Origin of the sequence: Xanthomonas sp. DAR 35659 (genome assembly GCF_041242975.1) — a bacterium.
GTDB classification, from domain to species: Bacteria; Pseudomonadota; Gammaproteobacteria; order Xanthomonadales; family Xanthomonadaceae; genus Xanthomonas_A; species Xanthomonas_A medicagonis.
Window position 1 is genome coordinate 2,948,742 of sequence record NZ_CP162488.1, and the last position, 20,952, is coordinate 2,969,693.

Sequence of the window (20,952 nt, forward strand, 5' to 3'; positions counted from 1 at the left end):
AAGGAAGGCGGCCATCGGAGGAGGACAGCACGGCCGGCGGCAACGCGGCCGCCGGCCGTCGCGCGCCTCAGCGGATCAGGTATTGGTTGATCAGGTTCTCGTAGGCTTCCTGGCGGCCGCTGCGTTGCTGGGGTTCGCCGTTGCCCGCCGCGTACTTGGCCAGGTCGGCCAGGGTGCTGGTGCCGTTGGCGAAGGCCGCGCCGGCGCCGCTGTCGAAGCTGGCGTAGCGCTCGGCGCGCCACTGCTCCAGCGGCGAGGCCGTCAGCAGCGCGTGCGCCACTTCCAGGCCGCGCGCGAATGCGTCCATGCCGCCGATGTGCGCCAGGAACAGATCCTGCGGATCGGACGACTCGCGCCGCACCTTGGCGTCGAAGTTCAGCCCGCCCGGCGCCAGCCCGCCCTGCCGCAGCACCACCAGCATCGCCCCCACCGTGTCGTACAGGTCGGTCGGGAACTGGTCGGTGTCCCAGCCGTTCTGCGGGTTGCCGCGGTTGGCGTCGATGCTGCCCAGCAGCCCGGCATCGCTGGCCACCTGCAGGTCGTGCTCGAAGCTGTGCCCGGACAGCGTGGCGTGGTTGGCCTCGATGTTGAGCTTGAAGTCCTGGTCCAGGCCATGCTGGCGCAGGAAGCCGATAACGGTGGCGCTGTCGAAGTCGTACTGATGCTTCATCGGCTCCATCGGCTTGGGCTCGATCAGGAAGTTGCCCTTGAAGCCGATGCTGCGGCCGTAGTCGCGGGCGATGGTCAGAAAGCGCGCCATGTGGTCCTGCTCGCGCTTCATCTGCGTGTTGTGCAGGCTGGCGTAGCCTTCGCGGCCGCCCCAGAACACGTAGTTCTCACCGCCCAGCGCCACCGTCGCGTCCAGCGCGGCCTTGACCTGCACCGCGGCGCGCGCGACCACGTCGAAGTCCGGGTTGGTCGAGGCGCCGTTCATGTAGCGCGGATGCGAGAACAGGTTGGCCGTGCCCCACAGCAGCTTGATGCCGGTGTCGGCCTGGCGCTGCTTGGCGATGCCGACCATGTGCTGCAGGTTCTTCTCGTACTGGCCGACGTCGTCGGCGTCCGGCGCCAGGTCGATATCGTGGAAGCAGTAGTACGGCACGCCGAGCTTGGTGAAGAACTCGAACGCCGCGTCGGCCTTGGCCTCGGCGCGGCCCAGCGCGTCGCTGCCGGCATCCCACGGATAGGCGCGCGTGCCCGGGCCGAACGGATCGGCGCCGTTGCCGCAGAAGCTGTGCCAGTACGCCACCGCGAAGCGCAGGTGCTCGGCCATGGTCTTGTCGCCGATGCGCTTGTTCGCGTCGTAGACCTTGAACGCCAGCGGGTTGTCCGAGGCCTTGCCTTCGAACGGAATGCGGCCGATGCCCGGGAAGTATTCCTTGGCGCCGATGTAGACGGAGTTGCTCATGAAGAATCCTGCTCTGCGTTTGCGGGGGAAAGTGGGGGATCAGCCGGCGTAGAGCGGGCCGATGGCATGCAAGTGGTTCAGGAAGGTCTGGTAGTGCGCCTGGTACTGCGCCCCACGTTGCCGATCCGGCTGCGCGGACAGCGCGGCGTCGTCCTGCTGGTGCTGCAGCACCACCTCGGCCAGGCTGGCGCGGTCGCCCCGCGCGTGGCCGTCGGCCCACAGCGCCTGCAGCGCGGCGCCGAACGCGGCGCCCTCGGCCTGCGCCGGCACATGCACCGGCAAGCCGAACAGGTCGGCGATCAGTTGCCGCCAGCCCGCGCTCTTGCTGCCGCCGCCGGTGACGTAGATGGAATCGAACACCAGCCCGGCATCGACGAAGGCGTCGAAGCCATTGCGCAGGCTGTAGGTCGCGCCTTCCATCGCCGCGCGGTAGAAGTGCGCCGGGGTGGTGTTGTGCAGGTCCATGCCGGTCATGCAGCCGCGCGCGGCCGGCAGGTTCGGGGTGCGTTCGCCGTTGAAGAACGGCAGCAGCACCAGTCCGCCGGCGCCGGGCGCAGTGGCGTCCAGCAGCGCCTCGCCCTCGCCGGTCTTGATCCCGAACAGGCGCGAGATGGTCTCGGTGGCCACGGTGCAGTTCATCGTGCAGATCAGCGGCAGCCAGCCGCCGCTGGAGGAGCAGAACGCGGCCCAGCGCGCGGCGTCGTCCACCACCGGCCGGTCGGCGTACGCGAACAGCGTGCCGGAGGTGCCCAGGCTCATCGTCAGCCGCCCCGGCACCACGTTGCCGGTGCCGATCGCGGCCATCATGTTGTCGCCGCCGCCGGTGGCCACGCGCACGTCGCGCGGCAGGCCCAGGGTCTGCGCCGCGGCCGCTGACAGGACGAAGGTGGTCTCGGTCGGCACCAGCGGCGGCAGCGCCGCGGCCAGGTCGCGCTGCGGATCGATCGCCTGCAGCAGCGGCGCCGACCACTGCCGGGTGCGCACGTCCAGCCAGCCGCTGCCGGAGGCGTCGCCGACTTCGGTATAACGCTCGCCGGTGAGCCAGAAATTGACGTAGTCGTGCGGCAGCAGCACCGAGGTCATGCTGGCGTACGCCGCACCGCGATGCTTGCGCGTCCACGGCAGCTTGGAGGCGGTGTAGCCGGCCAGGATCGGGTTGCCGGCCAGTTCCACGCAGCGCTGCTCGCCGCCAACCGCCTGCATGATCTCCTCGCATTCGCGCTGGGTGCTGGTGTCGCACCACAGCTTGACCGGCGCGGTCACCTGCCCGTGCGCATCCACCGGCACGAAGCCGTGCTGCTGCCCGGACACCGAGATCGCGCGCACCTGCGCGCGCTGCTCCGCAGTCAGTGCGGCGAAGCAGGCGACGATGCCGTCGATCCACCACTGCGCCTGCTGCTCGCGGGTGCCGTCGTCGCGGCTGATCAGTTCCAGCGCATGGCCGTGCGTGGCGACCACGCGGCGGCTGTCCGCATCGTAGGCCAGCAGCTTGACGCTCTGCGTGCCCACGTCCAGGCCGATGTACAGACTCATTGCCGCACCAGCCGATCGTCGCGCAAACCCAGGTCCATCGTCGCTCCAGGAGAAAGGTCGGCAGTCACGGACTGCCCGCCGTAAACCAAAGTGTAGTGCCCGCCCCGCTCGCTGCTCAGCCGCGCATGCCGCAGGCGACCGTCGCGCCAGGACAGGTCCACGCCGGCCGCGCCGCGCACGCGCAGGCCGCGCACCTGCCCGTGCGGCCAGGCCTGCGGCAGCGCCGGCAACAGCCAGATGCTGTCGCCCCAACTCTGCAGCAGCATTTCGGTGATGCCCGCGGTGCCGCCGAAGTTGCCGTCGATCTGGAACGGCGGATGCGCGTCGAACAGGTTGGGATAGGTGCGCTCGGGCGACAGCAGCATCGCCAGAATGCGATGCGCATGCTCGCCATCGCGCAACCGCGCCCACAGGTTCAGGCGCCATCCTAGCCCCCAACCGGTAGCGCTATCACCCCGGCGCTGCAACGAGCGCCGCGCGGCTTCGGCGAGCGCCGGCGTGTCACGCAGGTTGATCTGGCTGGAGGGGTGCAAGGCGTAAAGATGCGAGACGTGACGATGATGCGGTTCCGGCGCCTGCAGGTCCCAGTCCTGCTGCCATTCCTGCAGTTGCCCGGCAGCGCCGATCCGGTCCGGCGGCAGTTGCGCGCGCAGTGCGGCCAGGCGTTCGCCCAAGGCCGCATCCACGCCCAGCAGCCGGCCCATTTTGATGCACTGCGCAAAAATATCGCGCAACAACTGTGCATCCATCGCCGGGCCGGCGCACACCGCGGCGCCGAAGGGATGCCGGTTCTCCGGCGACAGCGACGGGTTGGTCACCATCGCCCCGCTGTGCGGGTCGCGCTGCAAGGTGGCGACGAAGAACTCGGCCGCGCCCTTGAACAACGGATAGATGCGCTGCAGGTAGGCGCGATCGCGGCCGTAGTCCCAGCGGTCCCACAGCTGCTGCAGCAGCCACACGCCGCCCATCGGCCACAGGCTCCACTTCGCGCCGTCGATCGGCCCGGCCTGGCGCCACAGGTCGGTGTTGTTGTGCACCACCCAGCCCGGCGCGGCGTACATGGCCCGCGCGGTGCGGGCACCGGTTTCGGCCAGATCGAACAGCATGGCTTCCAGCGGTTCCACGCACTCGTGCAAGGCGTTGGCCTCGCTGGGCCAGTAGTTCATCTGGGTGTTGACGTTGACCGTGTACTTGCTCTCCCACGGCGGCTGCATCAGGTCGTTCCAGATGCCCTGCAGGTTGGCCGGCTGGCTGCCCGGCCGCGAGCTGCAGATCAGCAGATAGCGCCCGTACTGGTGATAGAGCGCGGCCAGGGCCGGATCGTGGCCGCGGGAGAAGCCCTGCACGCGTTCGTCGGTGGGCAGTTGCGCGGCGGCGCTGCTGCCCAGGTCGATCGCGACCCGGCGGAACAGGCGCCGGTGCTCTGCCAGATGCCGCTCCAGCAGTTGCGGATAGGACAGCGCCGCTGCCTTGCGCAGCTGCGCGGCGCTGATCGCCAGCGGATCGCCGCTCACGTCGTCGTAGCGCCGGTAGCTGGTGGCCGCGGTCAGCAGCAGCACCACCTCGTCGGCGGCTTCGATGCGCAGGCGTCCGCGCTCGAAGCGGGTCTGGCCGCCGCGCACCCGCGGCAGCACGCGCAGGGCGAAGCGCAGTCCGCCCTCGATGCCGGCGAAGCCGGCGTTGCGGCCGGCGAACAGCAGCGCGCCCTGCTCCTCGCTCAGCTCGCCCGCCTGCGGGCTGTCGATGCCGATGCGCAGCGCGATGCGGCCCGGCATGTCGCAGGACAGGCGCACCACGATGCACTGCTCGGTCGGCGAGACGAACACCTCGCGCAGATGGGTCGCGCCGCCGGAGGCGAAGCGGGTCGTGGCCAGCGCGGTGTCCAGGTCCAGCTCGCGCCGGTAGCCATCGATGCCGTCGGCGCGGTCGTAGTCGAGCAGCAGGTCGGCCAGCGGCTGGTACGGCATCTGCTTGGGCGGACGCGACAGCAGCTTGGCGTCGGCCAGCGCCTCGGCCTCGGCGTAGCGGCCGGCGAAGATCAGTGCGCGCACCTGCGGCAGCGCCGCCAACGCGTCCGGCGAGGTCGCATCGTAGGGCTGGCCGGCATACAGGGTGTCTTCGTTCAACTGCAGGCGTTCGTGGGCGATGCCGCCCCACACCATCGCGCCGAGCCGGCCATTGCCGACCGGCAAGGCCTCCACCCATTGCGTGGCCGGCCGCCGGTACCACAGGGTCAACGCGGCCGGATCGGCGACGGGCGCGGCGTCGCTGGCAGGCGCCGCGGCGGCGGTGCGCGCCGCGACCGGGGGCGCGAGCCCGGCCACCATGCCGGCGCCGATCGCCTTGCACAGCGCGCGGCGGGTCAGTTCGATGCTCATTCGCCCGATTCCGCCCTACGCGACTGGCGTGCACCCAGGGCCGTGCGGCGAACGGCTCCTGCCGCCGCGCAACAGCGCATGTGCGCAGCGAGGCGCGAGGGCACCGAATCGCCCACGCGATCGCGACGCGGCGTCGCGCGCGCTGCGTCGCCCTCACCGCCCACGGCGCCACGCCGTCCAGCCATCACCTGGCCTTGGCGCCCTTGCCGCGCTTGGCGCCCTTCGCCGCCTTGCGCGCCACGCTCAGGGCCTTGCCGCTGTACTGCACGGTGGTGTCGGCCTTGGGCTCCAGCGCACCGGTCTCCGCGCGCACGCCGTCGACGAAACGCACATTGATGGTGCGCTTGGCCTGCATGCCCGGCCAGCTGCCTTCGCGCGCGCCGATGCTCAGCACGCCCTTGGCCTCGTCCCAGCGCAGCGGGATGCGGCTGAACTCGCCCTTCTCGTAGCCGTAGCCCTTGCCGTCGTCCTCGTACAGCGAGAACTGGCCGTCGGCGCCGGTGTAGACGACCACGGTCAGCGGCGCGTTCGGCACTTCGTCCACGTACTGCTGCACGGTGGTGGTGGGCACGATGGCGCCGGCGCGCACGAACAGCGGCATGCGCTCCAGCGGCGCGGCGGCCTCGATGCTCTGCCCGCCTTCGTAGCGCTTGCCGCTGTTGAAGTCGATCCACGAGGTGCCGGCCGGCAGGTAGACCTGGCGCGAGGTGGCGCCGAAGCGGGTCACCGGCGCGACCAGGAACGCCGGCCCGAACAGGTACTCGTCGTTGAGGTCGGCGACCTTGGGATCGTGCGGGAAGTCCATCGGCAGGCCGCGCATCATGCTGCCGTCGCGATGGTAGGTGTCGCCGGCCAGGGTGTAGACGTACGGCAGCAGGGCATAGCGCAGGCGGCTGTAGTAGGCCATGCTGGCGTAGTACGGCGTGCCTTCCGGGGCGATGTTCCAGATCTCGCGGAACGGGAACTGGCCGTGCGAGCGGAACAGCGGCACGAACGCGCCGAACTGGAACCAGCGCGTGTTGAGCTCGCGCCATTCGGCCTGGTGCGCCGGATCCTGGTCCTCGTAGCGCTTCTCCACCGCGAAACCGCCGATGTCGAAGGTCCAGTTCGGCAGGCCGGACATGGAGACGTTGACGCCGGCGGAGATCTGGTCGCGCATGTCGTCCCAGCGCGAGACGATGTCCCCGCTCCACACCGCCACCGCATTGCGCTGCGTACCCGCATAGCCCTTGCGCGAGAGGATGAACACGCGCTTGCCGTCGGCGGCACGGTCGCCCGCGTAGACCCCATGGGTGTGCGGCAACGGATAGGAATTGAAGAACTCGGTGGACGGACCCAGCGCGGTCGGCGTGGTGCGCGCCTTGCGCTCGCCGATGTCAAGGTTGGAGTGCACGTCCGGCTCGTCGGCGTCCATCCACCAGGCGTCGATGCCGCGGCGGTTGAGCTTCTCGTCGATCTGCCGCCAGTAGATCGCCTGCGCCTGCGCCGAGTACGGATCGTAGAAGGAATTCTTGTAGCCCTTGCCGATCCAGTCCAGCTCGCCGACTGCGACGTTGCGCTTGTACATGTGCCCGGCGGCGTCGAGTTCCTTGTAGTTGGCGGTGGTCGGGTAGAACTTGGGCCACACCGAAATCATGATCTGCGCGTGCAGGTCGTGCACCGACTTGATCATGCCGTCGGGATCGGGGAAATGCGCCGGGTCGAACTCGTGCGAGCCCCACGCGTTCTCCGGCCAGTACGACCAGTCGAGCACGATATTGTCGATCGGCAGCTTGCGCTTGCGGTACTCGGCCAGCACGCCGACCAGCTCGTCCTGGCTCTTGTAGCGCTCGCGGCTCTGCCAGAAGCCATAGGCCCACTTCGGCAGCAGCACCGCCTTGCCGGTCAGTTCGCGGTAGCCGGCGATGACCTGGTCGGCGTCGGCGCCGGCCACGACGTAGTAATCGATCATCTGCCCGGCCTCGGACCACAGCGACAGTTCCTTGGCTTCGGCCGCCGGCAGCGGGTCGCGGTGCAGCAGCGCGATGTAGCTCGGGTCGATCAGGTCCCACTCGACCTTGATCTTGTGCCGCTGGCCCGGCTGCAGCGCGAGGGTGAATTCGTTGTGCCAGGGGTTCCAGTTCTGGCGCCAGCGGTCGACCACCAGCTTGCCGTCCACCCACAGCTTGGCGTACTCGCTGGCGTACAGCGAGAAGCTGTGCTCGCCGCCGCTCCTGGCCTCGATCTCGCCTTCCCAGCTCACCTGCATGCGGCTCTTGTCGCTGGGCTTGGCCTTGGCCGGGAACTTGGCCAGATCCTTGATGTACTGGTAGTTGAGTTCCTTCTCGCGGCGCTCGACCACCTGCTTGCCGTTGACCGAATAGCGCGCGGTCAGCGCGCCCGGCTTGCCCTTGGCGTCGTACAGCTTCAGCGAGGCCGGCAGCGGCTGCAGGCCGCGCGGGTCGCCCATGCGGGTGATGGAGTTGTTGTCCCAGAGGATGCCGTAGTTGCGGCTGGACACCAGGTACGGCACCGCCATGTCGATATTGCTCTGCAGCAGCTCGACGTTGCGCCCCTTCTGGTTCATCCAGCCCTGCTGGTGCTGGCCGAAGCCGTAGAAGGCCTCGTCGTCGGGCGAGGCGAAGCGCTGGCGGGTGCTCAGGTAGGACTTGCCCTCCACCTTGAGCGGCGAGAAGCTGCGCCCGCCCGCCACTTCCGACAGCAAGGGCTTGCCCGCCGCATCGGCGAAGCTGACATGGCCATCGACGGTGGACACCTGCGCGGTGAGCTTGGCGGTCTTGACCCGCACCGTGTCGCCCTGCGTCTCGAACTGGTAGGCGGTGTCGCCCTGCACCGGCACCCGCATCAGGCTGGGCGTGCGCTTGAAATCGCCGTCCGGGTCTGCGCTGACGCGGATGATGCCGCTGTCCACCACCTGCAGCCGCACCGCCGCCGCGCCCTTGGCGCTGGGCTGCACGGTGACGCCATCGGCGTCCTTCTTCACTTCCTGCGCGTGGGCGCCGACGGCGAGCAGCGCCAGCGACAAGGCCAGCAGACGCGGCAGCGGTTTCATCGCCAGGCGCACGGGACGGTTCGAGGTGTGCATGTTCTCTCCCTTTTGTAGCCGGTGGGGCGCCGCGCGCGGGCGGCGCCGGAATCTCAGTAGGTGGCCAGCGTGATCTTCAGCAATTGCGGCATGTCGGCGAAGTTGACGCCGTAGTCGGTCTGGTCGCCGTTCCAGTTGCGCTGGAACCGCCACTGCGCGCCATCGTAGAAGCCTTCCTCGACGCGGTCGTAGACCATGTTGGCGGTCGCCGCGCTGGCCGGATGCAAGGTGACGCGCGCGTGGTAACCGGTGACCAGGAACTCGTCCGGCCCCAGTTCGGCGATCAGTGCCGCGCCGATCGGCTCGGGGTTGCCGGGCGGCTCGCCCTTGAACCAGAACTGCGGCACGCCGTAGGTGATGGTCGCGCTCCAGCGTTCGTTGAGGCGCAGTTCCTGCACCGGCTGGCCGGGCTCTTCGGCGGTGCCGTGCAGCTTGCCTTCGGAGGCGGCCTTGGCGAACGGGCGCATGCCCATCGCCACCGCCTTGAAGCCCAGCGCGAACGGCGCCAGGGTCGCCTCGTCCACCTTCTTGGCGCCCAGCGGCCAGTTGGAATAGCCGCTGTAGTCGATGCCGAAGGTGGACCAGCCGATGCCGTCGTGGCCCAGCGTGGGATACAGGTAGCGCGCGTATTCCGGGCGGTTGCCGGTCTCGGCGACGAACAGCGCGTTGTCCGCGCGCGCGTAGCGCTCCAGCACCGTGGTGTACATGCGGTACTCGGGCATGTAGATGTCCGGCGCCAGCAGGTCGATGTGCGGCGCGGCCGCCTTCCACACGTCCAGGACGTTGTCGGTGGGGCCGCCGCTGGCGTACTGGCCGGGCTGGCCGGGATTGAACGGGCCGCGCAGCGCCGCGTTGACGTACATCGGCAGCGGATACTCGGCCTTGCCGGCCTGGGCGACCTGGTCGATGAAGCGGCCGATGTGCCAGGCGTGGAAGAACTCGTCGGCATCGGCGCCGAACACCTGCGCCCAGGTGCCCGGTTGCTTGCCGAGCTTCTGCAGCAGCGCCGCCGGCACCGGGCCGTCGAATGCCCGCTGCGCCAGCGGCGAGAAGTCGCGCACGCTGCCGTAGGTGCCCGGCTCGTTTTCCGGCTGCACCATGATCACGGTGCGCTGCGGATCGGCCTGCTTGAGGTGCTTCATGAAGGCGACGAAGGCCTTGCGATCGGCCTCCAGCGTCGCCGGCGCCAACGGCGACAGCGAACCGAGCGTCTTGCCGTCGCGGGTCAGCACCCGCGGGAAGCGCGCGTTGTCGGTCTTGAGCCAATGCGGCGTGTAGGCCGGGCCGTTGTTCTTCCAGGTGCCGAACCACAGCAGCACCAGCCGCACCTTGCGTTCGCGCGCCTGCGCCAGCAGCGTGTCGACGAAGGAGAAATCGAACGTGCCCTCCTCCGGCTCGACCTGCTCCCAGGCGATCGGCACCTGCACCGTGTTCGGGCCGAGGAACTGCATCGCCGGCCATACCTTGTCCAGCGCCGCCGGGTAGTTGCTGGAATTGTTGACCTGCGCGCCGAGGATCAGGAACGGCGCGCCGTCCACCAACAGCGCGTGCTTGCCGTCCTTGCTGACGAACTGCGGGATCGGCTGCTGCGCGGATGGCGAAGCGGCGGTGCCCGCCGGCGTCGACGCGGGCGTTGCGGCTGGCGCGCCGCCGGCGGCCGGTGGTGCGGGCGGATCGGGCTGGCAGGCGGCCAGGGCCAGCAGCAGCGTGGAAGCCAGCAGCGGGCGCCGCCGTGCCGTCGCGGCGCGTGCGCGCATTGCGGGAAGCATCATGGGGTTCGCACTCCGTCTCACCAGGTGTCGGTCCGGAACGGGGAAACAGGCAACTGCTCGCGGTTGACCAGATTGGCCTGCGCCGGGTTCTCGCTCCAGGCGTAGCGCACCGCCTGCGGCTGCGCCACCTCGGCGCTCTCCACCAGCACGCTGTCGCCCTCGATGCGCGCCTGCGCCGGATGGAAGCGGCGATCGGCGCCGGCGACGCTGAAGCCACGCAACGGGCCGCCGCCGCGCACCGCCAACGCGCTGCCCATCGGATCGAAGCGCAGCCGCGCGGCATGCGCGGCGAACTCGGCGCCCTGGAACGTCGGCGCGCTGTACACCAGCGTTTCGCCGTAGGCAACGTGCCGCGCGGCCAGCGCCAGGCGGTGGCCGACGTCCTGCTTGTTGGTCGGATGGATGTCGGTGGGATTGCCGATGTCGATGGTCACCGCTTGCGCGGTCGCCGGCAGCGCCAGAGTCTTGGACTGCGATTCGCGCAGTTGCGCCCATGGGCTCAGATCGCCCTTGTCCGAACCGGCCTGGAAGTTGGCCAACTGCACCCACAGGAACGGCAGTTGCGGCTGGCCGCGCTCCTGCCGCCAACTGCGGATCAGTGCCGCGAACTGGTCGCGGTAGCGCAGCGCGCCGTACTCGTAGGCATTGCTCTCGCCCTGGTACCAGATCACGCCCTTGACCGCGAACGGCTGCAACGGATGGATCATGCGGTTGTACAGCAGCGTCGGCTGCTGGTTGCGGCCGTCGTCGAGCGTCACGCTGACCTTGGCGGGGCGGAACTTCCATTCCTGCAACGGCAGCTTGCTGCCGTCGGCCAGTTGCACGAAGCGCTCGCTGGCGTCGCCATGCAGGCCGCCGCCGCCGCTGAGATCGGTGACCTGCACCGCGATCTGGTTGCGCCCCGGCTTCAGCACGGCCGCGGGAACGGCATACACGCGCGGCAGGTTCCAGCGGTTCTCGGTGCGCCCGACCGCCTGGCCGTTGACGTAGGTGACGTCCGAATCGTCGACCTGGCCCACGCCCAGGGTGATGCCGGCCTTGGCCTGCGCGGCGCTGAGGGTGAAGCTGGTGCGGTACCAGGCGATGCCGTCCATGCCGTCGTAGCCGCTGGATTCCCAGTTGCGGTCGACCGGAATGCGGTCCCAGTCGCTATCGTCCAGGTCCGGCGCGCGCCATTGCTCGGCGCCATCCTGCACCGCCGGCCAGCGCGCGATGCGCTGCTTCACCGCGGCCAGGGTCTGCGCGTCCTTGGCCTGCATCTCAGCGATGCCGCGTTCGGTCTGCGCGGTGTCCATGCCCTGCGAGGCGGCGTCCATCCACGCCTGGATCGCGCTGCCGCCCCAACTGCTGTCGATGATGCCGATCGGCACGCCGGTGGTCCGCCGCAACTCGCGCGCGAAGAAATAGCCGACCGCGGAGAACGCGCCGGCGTTGTCGGGCGTGGCGGCTTTCCATTCGCCACCGGCCAGGCGCTGCTCGGGCTGCAGCGCCCACGACTTGGGCACCTTGAAGTGGCGCAGTTGCGGATCGTTCGCCGCGGCCACCTCGCGCGCGCCGTCGCGCGCCTGCGCCAGCGGCCACTCCATGTTGGACTGGCCGCTGGCCAGCCACACGTCGCCGACCAGCACGTCGCCGATGCGCCGCCGCGTGCCGTCGCCCTCCACCTCCAGCACATACGGGCCGCCGGCCGCATGCGCCGGCAACTGCGCCTGCCAGCGGCCGTCGGCGGCCGCGGTCGCGCTCGCCGCGGCGCCGTCCAGGCGCACCTGGATGCGGGCGCCAGGCGTGGCCCAGCCCCACACGCGCATCGGCATGTCGCGTTGCAGGACCGCGCCGTCGGCGAACAGCAACGGCACTTGCAGCGCCGCCCACGCCGAGGCAGGCAGGGTCGTCAGCGACAGCACGGCCAGCCAACGTAGACACCGGGACGACAGTGGATTCATCGGAGCGATCCTGGGTTGAGCGCCGCCAGCGGCGATGCCGCAAGGCGACGGGAAGCGCGGCGCGACGATCGCGCTCGCACGCGGAAGCAAAGCACGGATGCGGCGAGGCCGCGGGAACTAGCGCGGATCGCCATAGAAGATGCCTCGGCCGCCGGTGGCGAAGTAGACGCGGCCGACCACGCGCGGATCGCCGGTGACAGCGTAGGGGCGGCCGAAGCGGTGCGCCGCGTCGTCGATGCGCTGCCAGTGCCGGCCCTCGTCCGCTGAACGGAACAGCCCGCCGACGCCGTCGACGGTGCCGGCCAGGAACAGCATCGGCGGCGCGCCGTCGCGCGGGGCGCGGCCCAGGCCCAGCGAGCGCGCTTCCTGCACCTTGGCCAGCGTCGCGAGCCTGCCGTCCTGCCAGCGCATCACGCCGTGGCTGGGACTGGCCAGGTAGACCACGCCGGCGCGCAGCGGGTCCGGGCGCAGCTGCGGGCGGGTGCGCTCGGCCGGCGCCGGCACGCCGACCTCGACGCCGCTGTCGCGGAACCGGCGGCCGCCGTCGTCGCTGAGATAGAAGCGGCCGCTGGCCGCGTCCACCGCATACCAGCGCTGCGGATCGACCCGGTCGGCTTCGATCGACCAACTGCCGGTCGCGGCCTCGACCCGCTGCCAGCGCCGGCCCCAATCGTCGCTGGCCCAGGCGCCGCCGCCATCGCGCGGCGACCAGATCACGCGGCGGCCATCGGCGCCGATGGCGATGTGGCCCGCGCCCTCGCCCGCCGGCGGTTCGCTGGCGAAGGCCTGCCAACTGGCGCCGCCGTCGCGCGACCACGCGGCGCGCACCTCGTTGCCGCGACGCTCGCGCAGGGTGCCGCTGCGTACCGCCAGTTGCGGCGCCTGGCCGGCGGCGTCGATGCTCTCGCCGTTGGTCAGCCGCGGCCCAGCGAACTGCAGTTGCGCGCGCTCCAGACTGTCGTGGCGGAAGCCGTCGATGTCGCCGAGCGCACTGAGCAGCGGCGCGCCCTGGGGTGGGCTGAGCAGGTCCAGCGGCACGGTTTCCTCCAGGCCGGCGTCGGCGAACCACCATTGCACCGTGCCCTCGGCCGCGTCGGCCGCGCGCAGGTTGCGCGAAGCCCACACGCCGTAGCCGGTGACGAACCAGGCGCGATCGCTGTCGAAGGGATCGATGGCCAGCGCCGCCATCCAGTGCGGCCGCGCCTGCGCGGTCCACGGCGCGGTGTCGTGCGCGAAGCGCGAGCGCGGGAACAGCGGCGCCCAACTGCGCCCGCCATCGGTGCTGCGATAGATATCGTCGCCCGGCACGTAGCGGCGGAAGGTGCTGGCGATCAGCGTCTGTGGCTGGCGCGGATCCACCGCCACCGCGCCCCAGCCGAAGCCCGGCCAGGTGCCCGGCTGCGGCACTGGCGTGATGTCGGTCCAGCGCCGCGCGGCGGGTGCGTAAGCCCACACCGCGCCGTCGGCCATCAGATCCGGGCCCGGTTGGTCGCCATAGCTGAGGTAATAGACGCCGGAGCTGGACCGCACCATGTGGCTGGGGCGCAGGCCGGTCGGTTGCCCAGGCACCGGCTGCCAGCTGCGCCCAGCGTCTTCGGAGACGAACACGCTGCGCTCCTGCGTGGACACGCCGACGTAGATGCGTTGCGAAGCGCCGCCGTTGCCGCCGGCACTGTCGGGGTCGAACAGCACGAAGGCGATGCCGACCTGCTGGCGCCGCCCGGCATGGTTGACCGCGCTGGCGGCGGCGCTGGTCGCCACCGCCGGGAACGAGGCCACCGCCTGCCAATGCTGGCCGCGGTCGTCGCTGCGCCACAGTCCGGCGTCGCGCGACCCGAGCAGCAGCACGCGGCCATCGCTGGGATCCACCGCCAGCCGCTCGCCATTGCCGCGACCGAGCTCGTTGCCGCCCAGTTTGAACGGCAGGTCGGTGCGCGCGAAACTGCGGCCCTGGTCGTGCGAGCGCAGCAACGCGGCATTGCCGGCGCGTTCGTGCAGATAGGTGCCCGCGGCCAGGTACAGGGCCTGCGGATCGTGCGGATCGATCGCGAACGCGTCGATGCCCATCAGGTTCTGGTCGTCGGCGCCGAGCCAGTCGGTCAGCGCGACCCAGCGCGCGTCCGCGGCGTCCCAGCGGTACGCACCACCGACATCGGTGCGTGCATACAGCAGCCCCTGCTGCGCCGGATGGAAAAGCAGGCCGGAAACGAAGCCGCCGCCGCCGATGGCGACGCTGCGGAACTGGTAGGGCGTGGCCGGTGCCGCGCAGGCTGCGCCCACGCAGCACAGCAGCACCAGCAGCACGGCAGGCCAGGCCAGGCGCGCAGGCACGCCGCGCCGGAACCGGTCGGTCTGTCGCTCAGGTCTCAGCACGCGAGGTTGCCGCATCGTGCGATGTGCTCCGATTGCAGCCGACGGCCAGGCCATCGGCAGGAATCCCCGCCCCGGCGCAGCACGCGCGTCGGGGCCAGGGACCGCGCCCACGCCATGCTCAGAAGCTGGCGCGCAGGGTCAGGCCGTAGCGACGGTCGTTGATGACGAAGTCGCGGTAGCGCGATTCCACGCCGAGGTAACTCTCGTTGCGCGTATCCAGCAGGTTGACCCCGTCCACCGATACCGACCACACGTCGTCGATATTGAACCGCACCGACGCGTCCAACTGGCCGAAGCCCTTGTTGTAGACCGGCAGGTTGCCGGTGCCGTTGCCGGCCGTGGTCACCAGCCAGTCGCTGCGCCAGTTGTAGGCCACGCGCGCCTGGAAGCGCGACATCTCGTAGCTGAGGATCAGGTTGTAGCTGTTCTTGGACAAGCCCTGCAACGGCACCGTCAGCGCCTGGCCGTTGGTGTCGGTGGCGGTCGGGCTCGGCGCCTCGCTGTCCACGTAGGTGTAGTTGGCCTGTAGGCCGAAGCCGCTCAGCCAGCCCGGCAGGAAGTCGAAGAACTGGGTATAGCCCAGCTCCGCGCCCTTGATCTTGCCGTCCTTGCCGTTGACCGGGCGGGTGATCTCCCAGGTCTGGCCGCCATAGACCTCCTCGAACACGGCATCGGCGATGAAGCCGTCGACCTTCTTGTAGAAGATCGTGCCGTACATCATCGAGCCCTTGCCGAAGTACCACTCCAGCGCGGTGTCGAACTGATCGGCCTTCATCGGCCGCAGGTCCGGATTGCCGGCCGCGCCGGTGCGGCGGGTGGTGCCGTCGGTGCCGGTGGCGGTGCCCAGGCTCAGGTTCGGATTGAGCTTGTTGAGATCCGGACGCGAGATGCCGCGCGAGGCGGCGAAGCGCCACTGCAGCGTGTCGGTGAGCATCCAGCGCAGGTTCAAGCTCGGCAGCACGTCGGTGTAGGTCTGCTGCACGTCCACCGGCAGCAGGCCGCCGCCCTCGGCATCGGTGCCGGTGCGCACGCCCTGCGAATCGACCTTGGTGCGCACGATGCGCAGGCCGATGTTGCCGTCGAACGGGACCGTGCCACCGTCCGTGCCGAAGCGCAGCACGCCGTAGGCGGCATAGGTCTTCTCGCCCTGGTCGTTGATGTTGTTCGGCGCGAAGGTCAGCGGCGAGGCGCCGAACACCTTCAACGCTTCGGCGTAGTTGTCGACCAAGGTGTCCGACGGGGTCAGCCTGGGGCCGAAGGTCTGCGAATCGCCGCGGAAGAAATCGGTGATCGGATTCTGCATCACCTGCGCGTCCGGGTACTGCGCGAACGGCGCGCCCAGGTACATGTAGCGCCACACGTTGCCCTTGTTCTGTGCATCGCGGTCGGTATAGCGCACGCCGGCCTTGAAGCTGCGCGCGAAGCTGTCGTCGAAGGCCAGGTCCATGTCGCTGCGCCAGGCGAACTCGGTGGCCTTGTTGTCGTCCTTGTTGTCCAGGTGGAACTTCCAGCCGCTGTAGTTGGCCTGGTCGGCCAGATAGCCCGGATTGCCGGCGGCATCGCTCACCGACAGGCGCGGCAGGTCGCCGCGGAAGTCGATGGTGTACAGCGGCGTGGTGTCCATGCCGGTGCCGAGGATGTAGCGCGTGCCCTTGGTGGTGGCATCGATGTACTGGACATCGGTGCTCAGGGTCAGGTTCGGCGACACCGTCCACTTGGCGCCCAGCGAGTAGTCGGTGGTCACCGAATGGCGCTCGGTCAGGCTGGTGTTGGAATCGGCCGGAGTGTTCTGGAACGTGCCGCTGACGAACTCGTTGCGGTCGTTGACCACGATGTCGTCGTAGCCCTGCATCGGGTCCTGCCCGCTGTAGGCGAAGAACGAGTAATCGTGCCAGCGGAAATCGTAGTCCGAGCGCAGCACCTGCGCGGTGACCTCGACGTCGTCGCTGGGCCGCCACTGCAGCGCGAACGCACCGGTCTTGCGCTTGCGCTCGCCGACCGTGGTGTTGGTGCCGGCGCCGTGCGGCACCGAGATGGCCTGGCCTTCGTAGCCCGGCAGATCGGTCTGCGTGTACCACGGCTCGATGGAGATGGTGTCCTGGCGGAACGGGCTGGTCTGCTGCGAATAGTTCAGCAGCAGGCCGATCTCGCCGATGCCGGTCTGCCAGCGGTCGCTGTACATGCCCGAGAACGCCGGCTTGCTGTCGTCGGCCAGGTCGTAGTGGTTGTACTGCACGCTGCCGGCGATCTTGCGCCCGTCGTAGTCGAACGGCAGGCGCGTGCGCAGGTCCACGGTGCCGCCGAGGCCGCCCTCGATCATGTCCGCGGACGGGTTCTTGTACACGTTGACACCGGCCAGCAATTCCGCCGACACGTCCTCGAAACTCAGGCCGCGGCCGTCGTTGGCGGTGAAGATGTCGCGGCCGTTGAGCTCGGTGCGGACCTGGGTCAGGCCACGGATGGCGATGCTGCTGCCCTCGCCGTAGTTGCGCGCGATCTGCACCCCGGAGATGCGCTGCAGCGCTTCGGCGACGTTGTTGTCCGGCAGCTTGCCGATGTCCTCGGCCACGATCGAATCGACGATCTGCTCGGCGTTCTGCTTGACCATCTGCGCCTTGGTCACGCTGCTGCGGGTGCCGCTGACCTGCACCGTGTCCAGTTGCGTGGTGGTATCGCTTGGCGCGGACGATTCGGCTTGCTGGGCATGCGCGGCGGACGTCGCGAGCAGCGCGGCGACGGCCAGGGCGATGGTGGAGCGGCGCGGGCCGCGCGCGGAAACGGCGCGGGTAGAACGGAGCACCACGGTCCGCGCGCGCGGACGATGGGAATGAGGCGCTGACATGGTGTTTCCCTCCCAGGACACATGTACATACGGGTTCGGCGATCGCGCCAAGGGCGCATCGCCATGTCGGTTGTGCGGGCGCACCTGCTGACGGGTGCTGGCCGCAAGTCCGGCGCGGCGGAGTGCCGCTGCGCGCATGCGATCGAAGACATCGCGACTCGACCGTGAGAATAGGTGGCCGTAGACATGCCATCCAATGAAATATTCACGGTTAGCTATACTTTTTCCACATACGAACGCCGACGCGACGCCGCAGCGTCATGGGCCAGCGGCATCGCCGGCCCGCATCGTCGCCGCGCTGCGGGTGCGCGCACAAAAAAGCCCGCCTGCGCAACGCAGGCGGGCCAGGGAAACGGGAAGTGGTCGCGGCCGCTTACCAGTTGCCGCGCAGCACCAGCGAGTAGCGGCGGTCGTTGACGAACCAGCTGCGCGTGTACAGATGGTTGTCGACCTCGCCGCCGGTGTAGGAGGTCGGCCCCATCAGCACCTTTGTTACGGTGTTGGTCAGGTTGTTGGCCTGGATGCCGAGCTGCAGGTGCGGCGTGAAGCGATAGAACACCGAGGCGTCGAGCTGGCCGTAATCGTCCGACCAGGTCGGCAGCTTGGTCGAGACGTCGCTGGCGGTCAGCAGATAGCGCGAGCGCCAGTTGTAGGCCAGGCGCACCGACAGCGGCCCCTTCTCGTAGATGCCGGCCAGGTTGTAGCTGCGCCGCGACAGGCCCTCCAGCGGCAGGCTCACGCCGGTGACGGTGGTCTGCGTGTACGGATCGGTCGCCGAATTCACGCCACCGCTGCTGTCCACGAAGGTGAAGTTGGCATTGACGCCGAACCCGCTCATCCATCCCGGCAGCGAGTCGAAGAACTGCGTGTAGCCGTATTCGAAGCCGCGGATGCGGCCCTTGGACATGTTGTACGGCCGCGTCACCAGCCAGTCCTGGCCACCGTAGTTCTCGGTGACGGTCTGGTTGGAGAAGTAGTCCTTGACGCTCTTGTAGAACAGCGTCAGGTACATCATGTCGCTGGTATCGAAGTACCACTCCAGCGCGGTGTCGTACTGGTTGGCCTTCATCGGCTTGAGGTTGGGATTGCCGGCGGTGCCGGTCCACTTGGAGACGCTGCCGTCGTCCTCGGTGGTCGCCGCCAGCAGCAGGTACGGCTGCAACTGCGTGTAGTCCGGCCGCGCCATCGCCTTGGACGCGGCGATGCGCCACTGCAGGGCATCGGAGAACTTGAAGCGCAGGTTGAAGCTGGGCAGCACGTTGGTGTAGCTGCCCTGCGCGCTATTGGGGAAATACTGACCCGTGTACTGGTCGCGCAGCGCCTGCGATCCCGCGCTGCCCGACAGATCCGGGAACTGGCCGTAGCCGTTGGCCTCGGTCTTGGTCTGCACCACGCGGATGCCGATGTTGCCGTCCACCGGCACGCCCAGCGCCTCGTCGTTGCCGAAGTACAGCACCGCGTAGGCGGCCTGGGTGCGTTCGAACTGGCGATTGGTGTCCTGCAACTGGTACTGGTCCGGCGCCCAGCCCGAGCCGCGCAGCGCGACGATCTGCTCGATCATCCGCGAGGTGCCGGCATAGTCCTTGACCGCCGCGTTGCTGGGGAAGTACAGCCGGTTGGGCACGTCGATCTTGCCGCGGAACAGGTTGGAGAACGAGGACAGCTGCGCGGCCGAGGTCATGTAGGTGGCCAGGTCGGCCAGGCCGGTGCCGTTCGCGGTGCCGGGAATGGTCGCCCAGTTGTCGCTGATCACGCCCCAGTTGTAGCCGGAGTTCTTGTTGGTCTGGGTGCGATCGGTGGCGCGGATGCCGGCGCGGAAGGTGCGCAGCCACGGATTGTCGTCGTAGGTGTATTCCAGGTCGAAGCGCGTGGCCAGCTCGCGGCCGCGGTTCTTCGCCAGGTGATCCATCGCCGCGCTCCAGAAATAGTTGGAGGGGTTGGTGGTGTAGCTCGGGTCGGCGATCGACACCGACGGGTACTTGTTGCTCAGGTCGAAGGTCAGGCCAGGCAGGTAGATCGAACTGAACAGGGTGAAGTCCAGTGCGTCGCTTTCCGAGCGCACCAGTTGCATGTCGCCGCGCACGGTGAGGTTGCTGGTGAGCTTGTGGCTGAAGCCGCCGGACAGGTCCGAGGTGGTGGTGCTCTGCTGCGCGTAGCGGTTGTCGGTATAGAAGCGCACGCCATCGTTGCCGGTGACGTTGCCGCGCCAGGAACTGGAGGCCGGCGAGCCGCTGACGAAGCGGCCGTCGGCGTCGTAGGTGAAGGTGGTGCCGGGCGCCGGGCCGATCGCGTTGGTGTCGTCGTTGAAGAACGCCGCGCGCTCCTGCCAGTTCATGTCGTAGGTGGAGCGCAGGTACTGCACGTAGAGCTCGGTGTCGTCGCTGGGCCGCCACTGGAACGCGCCGGCCACGCCCTTGCGCTTGCGTTCGAAGTCCAGCTGCCGCCAGTTGACGCCGCCGGGCACGTAGACCTTGTCGAAGGTGGTGCCGGCCAGCAGCGCCGGGTCGGTGCGGCGCACGAACGGCTCGACCTGGATGCCGTCGCTGCGCGTGGCCAGTTCCGAATAGGCCACGTCCAGCATCAGGCCCATTTCGCCGACGCCGGTCTCCCAGCGATCGCTGAACAGGAACGAGCCGGACGGCTTGTAGGTCTTGCTGAAATCGCCGTAGTTCTCGTCGGCGGTGAAGCCGATCACCCGCCCCGGCTGGTCGAACGGCATGCGCGTGCGCAGGTTGACCGTGCCGCCGAGGCCGCCTTCGATGATCTCGGCCGACGGATTCTTGTACACGTCCACGCCGGCCATCAGTTCGGCCGGCACGTCCTCGAAGCTGAGCCCGCGGCCGCTGGCGGCGCTGAAGCTGTCGCGGCCGTTGAGTTCGCCGCGCACCTGGGTCATGCCGCGGATCATCACGCCGCTGCCTTCGGCGGAGAAATGGTCGGGGTCGTTGCGCGCCATGAAGTGGTCGATGGTGACGCCGCTGACCCGCTGCAGGGTCTCGGTGACGCTGCGGTCGGGCAGCGCGCCGATGTCCTCGGCGCTGACCGAATCGACGATCTGCTCGGCATCGTGCTTGATCGACTGCGACTTGATCAGGCTGGCGCGCACGCCCTTGACCTCGATCGCGTCGAGCTGGGTCACCGGATCGGCGCTCTTGGCCTTGGCGGCGTCGCTGGCGTCCTGCGCCATCGCCGATGCGCTCAACAGCAAGCCGATGCTCAAGGCCATGGCCGAACGACGCAACACGCGGGTACCACGAACCGTTGCGGTCGGCGACGACGCCGGACCACGGTAATGACGCGATGACATGATGCTTCCCTCCCAGGAGACATGACGCACGGTGGCGGTCGCGCGGGGCGCCGCCCTGCTGGTTGTAACGGCGATGAACCGGGGTCCGTGGCCGTATCGCTGACGTGGCGGCGCGCACTGTGGAAAGCGGCACGTCTTCGGTCAGGATGGACGGAGCCTAGAAGTCAACTTCACGTTCAGCAAATGAAAAATTCACGCCGAGCTATATTTTTTCCGACTAGCTCATTCAGCTGACCGCATAGCCCTGGCAACGAGTGGTCCTGGTGCCCATCGCGACCGCATGGACACGGCGACGACCAGCAACGCATGTG

Annotated in this window: 9 protein-coding genes; all 9 read right to left on the reverse strand. The window is 69.1% G+C overall.

Annotated features, from left to right (window positions below; genetic code table 11):
- Window positions 1–67: 67 nt before the first annotated feature.
- Window positions 68–1,408 (reverse strand): xylose isomerase, encoded by a 1,341-nt coding sequence (gene xylA / locus AB3X07_RS12400; protein ID WP_369938913.1) that lies wholly within the window; start codon window positions 1,406–1,408, stop codon window positions 68–70.
- A 39-nt stretch (window positions 1,409–1,447) separates the two neighbouring features.
- Window positions 1,448–2,941, reverse strand: a complete 1,494-nt coding sequence (xylB, locus tag AB3X07_RS12405) for a xylulokinase (RefSeq protein ID WP_369938914.1) — start codon at window positions 2,939–2,941, stop codon at window positions 1,448–1,450.
- A complete protein-coding gene (locus tag AB3X07_RS12410; RefSeq protein ID WP_369938915.1) occupies window positions 2,938–5,319 on the reverse strand; it encodes a glycosyl hydrolase family 95 catalytic domain-containing protein in 2,382 nt (793 codons plus the stop codon). Before AB3X07_RS12410 ends, xylB begins: the two co-directional genes overlap by 4 nt.
- 184 nt (window positions 5,320–5,503) lie before the next feature.
- A complete protein-coding gene (locus AB3X07_RS12415) occupies window positions 5,504–8,404 on the reverse strand; it encodes a TIM-barrel domain-containing protein (protein ID WP_369938916.1) in 2,901 nt (966 codons plus the stop codon).
- A 53-nt stretch (window positions 8,405–8,457) separates the two neighbouring features.
- The gene (locus AB3X07_RS12420; protein WP_369938917.1) at window positions 8,458–10,176 is read right to left on the reverse strand and encodes a DUF5597 domain-containing protein; all 1,719 of its coding nucleotides are present in this window, start codon (window positions 10,174–10,176) and stop codon (window positions 8,458–8,460) included.
- A 17-nt stretch (window positions 10,177–10,193) separates the two neighbouring features.
- Window positions 10,194–12,110, reverse strand: a complete 1,917-nt coding sequence (locus AB3X07_RS12425) for a sialate O-acetylesterase (RefSeq protein ID WP_369944746.1) — start codon at window positions 12,108–12,110, stop codon at window positions 10,194–10,196.
- 126 nt (window positions 12,111–12,236) lie between these two features.
- Complete coding sequence (locus AB3X07_RS12430) at window positions 12,237–14,507, reverse strand: cellulase (RefSeq protein WP_369944748.1); 2,271 nt, start codon at window positions 14,505–14,507, stop codon at window positions 12,237–12,239.
- Between the two features lie 103 nt (window positions 14,508–14,610).
- Window positions 14,611–17,334: a TonB-dependent receptor gene (locus AB3X07_RS12435; RefSeq protein WP_369938918.1), complete on the reverse strand. Its 2,724-nt coding sequence runs from the start codon at window positions 17,332–17,334 to the stop codon at window positions 14,611–14,613.
- Window positions 17,335–17,707: 373 nt separating this feature from the next.
- Entirely contained in the window at window positions 17,708–20,560 is a 2,853-nt protein-coding gene (locus tag AB3X07_RS12440) for a TonB-dependent receptor (protein WP_369938919.1), read from the reverse strand.
- Window positions 20,561–20,952: the final 392 nt, after the last annotated feature.